This window comes from uncultured Sphingorhabdus sp. (assembly GCF_937872355.1).
In the GTDB taxonomy this organism is placed as follows: domain Bacteria; phylum Pseudomonadota; class Alphaproteobacteria; order Sphingomonadales; family Sphingomonadaceae; genus Sphingorhabdus_B.
In genome coordinates, this window is the sequence record NZ_CALMSV010000265.1 from 1 (window position 1) to 3,416 (window position 3,416).

Here is a 3,416-nt window from a genome sequence, read left to right on the forward strand (position 1 = left end):
GGAAGTTTGGAACCGCCAATCGAATGAGGTGCACGCCCCCTAGATTGTCGGGCAGGCAAGCGCGGCACGCGCGATGGGTCTGGCGACGAGTGGAGAGCGACAATGGAGAACCAGCCAAGCGGCTCAGTTTCGCGCGGCGGCCTGTGCGCTCGGCGGCGACCAGCGTGGTGCCCGAGCCGGCGAAGGCGTCGAACACGACGTCATTCCGCTTCGGGCATGTCAAGCGCCGCGACGAGCTGCACGACGGCGTGGTGCAGGCCAAGGCACGCGCCGCCGCCAAATGGGTCGGCTATGCCAACGCTCACGCCAAGCAGTGCAACGGGAAGACGTGGGTCTACGCCCTCATTCCGCACGATGCGGTCAATGCGGCGGCAACGCTCAAGGGACTGGTTGCAAGCCACGCTATGCAGGCGCTCGTCTGAGTTGTGATAAAATATTCATTCCTCTATTCAACCGAAATTGCTGAACACCATGTTTCTGAAAAAGATCACCAATCTCAAGAACATCGGACGCTTCCGCAACGCCAGCGTCAAAGGCGGAGAGTACGCGCGTCTCACCGTCTTCTATGCCGGCAACGGTCACGGCAAGACGACGCTGTGCGCTCTGATGCGCTCGCTCCAGCGCAACGATCCGAACCACGTCCTGGAGCGCAAGACCCTCGACAGCGCCGATACGCCCGACGTTCAGCTCCTGCTCGATCAAGGCCCTGCACGATTCACCAACGGTGCCTGGTCTGCGACCTCGCCCGACGTGCATATTTTCGACGGCCACTTTGTGTTCGAGAACGTCCATACCGGAACGGATGTCGACACCGAGCAGCGCCGCAATTTCTACCGCGTCGTTATTGGTCCGCAGGGTGTTGCGCTCGCCAAGGATCTCGATGCCATCGATGCGGCGGCCGCTAAGACCCAGTCGGACCTGACGGCGCAGCGCAAGCTCATCGACCAGCATGTCCCGAAAGGCATGACCCTCGATCAGTTCCTCACCCTCACCGACGTGCCGGATATCGACAAGCAGCTCACCGACCTCCAGGCAAGACGCAAAGCCGCAGTCGACGCCACGGCCATTGCCACCCGGGTCGTGCCCACTGCTGCAAAGCTTCCCAAACTTCCAGAGCGCCTTGACAACATCCTGGCGGCCACGCTCGATACGCTCTCCGTGGATGCCAGTGAACGCGTCAAGCATCAGATCGAATCGCACGCCATGGACCAGCATGGCGAGCGCTGGCTCGCCTACGGTCTTGCGCACATCACGGACGATGTCTGCCCGTTCTGCGCCCAGAGCGTTCGCGGCAGCGATCTTGTTACCGCCTACCGGGGCTTTTTCAGCGACGCCTACAAGGATCACAATCAGGCCATCGCCGATGCCCGCAGCACGCTCGACGCCGAATTTGGCGAGCCGGCCAGGCTCAAGCTGGCCGAAGCCGTCCGTTCGATGACGCGAGAGGCGGAACACTGGAAGGCCTACGTCACCCTCCAACTCGATCTGCCGAACGACGTCGCCTCCCTGGAGGCCATATCGGGCGATCTCTATCGGGCGGTCTCGCGCCGGCTCGATGCCAAGAAGGCTGCGCCACTAGAACCCGTCGCGCCTGACGCCGCCCACGACGCTGCGCTCGCCGCGTGGAATAACCTCGAGAAGGAGCTTCAACCCGCGCTCGATCACTGGACAACAGTCATCGTGCCGTCGATCAACGGCGTGAAATCTGTAGCGGCCGGCGCCGATCGGCTCGCCATCGAGCGGGAGATCGCACGCCTCGAGGCCACCAAGGTCCGCTACAGCAGCGGCACCGCTACGCTTGTCGCGGATCATGACAAGCTCGCCGCCGAGAAATCCAAACTGGCGACCGAGCGCGACGCCAAGAAGAAGGCGCTCGACGCCTATGATACGAAAATTCTGAAGAACTACGAGACCGCGATCAATCGCTATCTCTCCATGTTCGGCGCCGGTTTCAAGCTCGTCGGCGCCAAGAAGAACTATGTCGGCAAGGCCCCGCAATCCATCTACGGTCTGCAGTTCGGCGCGGCGACGCTCGATATCGCAGTCAAGCCCACGCCCGGCGCGCCGTCATTCCGTACCACCATGAGCGCCGGCGACAAGAGCACACTCGCGCTCGCCTTCTTTCTTGCCCAACTCGACCATGACACTGATCTTGCCCGCAAGCTCGTCATTTTCGATGACCCGTTCACGAGCCTGGACGACTACCGACGGGAGGTCACGGCCAGCACTGTCGTGCGCGTCGCAGCGCGCTGCGCTCAAGTCATTGTCTTCTCGCACGACAAGCATTTCCTGAAGACCGTCAAGGATCGCACGCACACCGTTGCCCTCGACACCTTCCAGATTTCTGTCTCGAGCAACAACTCCTCAATCGAGCCATGGGATCTCGACCGCGAGGCGAAGGAAGGCTACCTGCAGGACCACATGCGGTTGCAGGAGTTTGCGCAGGGTCTCTCGACCGATGCAGCCGCAATGCGCACCCTGATGCGTCCACTCCTCGAGAAATACATCCGGTATCGTTTTCCAAATCAGATTCCGGACGGCAAATGGCTCGGGGATATGCTGGCCATCATCCGCTCCGATCCAGCGCACCCGCTGACCGCAGCGCTCGCCGAGCTCGAGGACATCAACAGCTACACGGCTCCCTTTCACCACGACCCGAATGCCCCGTTCAATCCTCACGAGGTCACCACGTTCGTCAAGCGAACGCTCGATATCGTCGGCGGCTGCTGACCATCCGCGGGCTTGACGGCGCGCGATCTGCTAGAATGGCTGGATGATTCGCACCGACTTGTTCATCGTCACCGCCGCTCAGATCGCTAGCCTCGACGATCGAGGCCTGGTCGAGTTCCTGCGACATCTTCTACTGGCCGAAGCTCGCCAGGTCGGCCTGCCGCTGTCCGGTATCCACGTCCCCGCGCAGATCACGGTTCCCGACGGCGGCGAGGATGGGCGCATCACGTGGGAGGGCGGAACCGACAGAACCGACTACCTGCCGCGCCGGCATACGGCGTTACAGGCCAAGGCGACCCGCGTCACCTCGGCATCCCTCAAGGCCGAGACGCACGTCGTATCGTCCGACGGCCAACGCCCCGTCTTGCGTCCGGTCTTGTCCGAAGCTATCGCCGCTGGCGGAGCCTACATCGTTGCCACAACAAAGGCGCTGACCGCCAAGCAGATGGCGCCTCTTCTTGCGGCCATCCGCGCCGGCATCGCCGGTACCGGCCACGACCCCGACGCGCTCGTCATCGACATTTATGACGCCAACAAGCTCGCCACGTGGGCGACGCGCCACCAGGCCATCGCGTTGGCTTTCAACGAGCGGTTCGGCGGTCACTCACTGTCCGGCTTCAAGTCGCTCGACCTCTGGGGCCGCCACCCGGACATTCACTCGCTGCCATGGACGGACGACGATCAAC

Annotated in this window: 4 protein-coding genes; 3 read left to right on the forward strand and 1 reads right to left on the reverse strand. The window is 62.5% G+C overall.

Features of this window, described 5'->3' with window-relative positions; all coding sequences use genetic code 11:
* The coding region (locus Q0239_RS18230; protein ID WP_367276126.1) for a hypothetical protein at window positions 1-196 on the reverse strand (196 nt) is incomplete at its 3' end.
* Between Q0239_RS18230 and Q0239_RS18235 the strand changes: the two genes are divergently transcribed.
* The 3 genes from Q0239_RS18235 to Q0239_RS17035 all read left to right on the forward strand — a co-directional run.
* A complete protein-coding gene (locus tag Q0239_RS18235; RefSeq protein WP_367276127.1) occupies window positions 168-422 on the forward strand; it encodes a hypothetical protein in 255 nt (84 codons plus the stop codon). The two genes, Q0239_RS18230 and Q0239_RS18235, sit on opposite strands and share 29 nt — an antisense overlap.
* Before the next feature lie 49 nt (window positions 423-471).
* A complete protein-coding gene (locus Q0239_RS17030; RefSeq protein ID WP_298605084.1) occupies window positions 472-2,730 on the forward strand; it encodes an AAA family ATPase in 2,259 nt (752 codons plus the stop codon).
* Between the two features lie 43 nt (window positions 2,731-2,773).
* Window positions 2,774-3,416, forward strand: a 643-nt coding sequence (locus tag Q0239_RS17035) for a hypothetical protein (RefSeq protein ID WP_298605086.1), incomplete at its 3' end; no start/stop codon positions are given.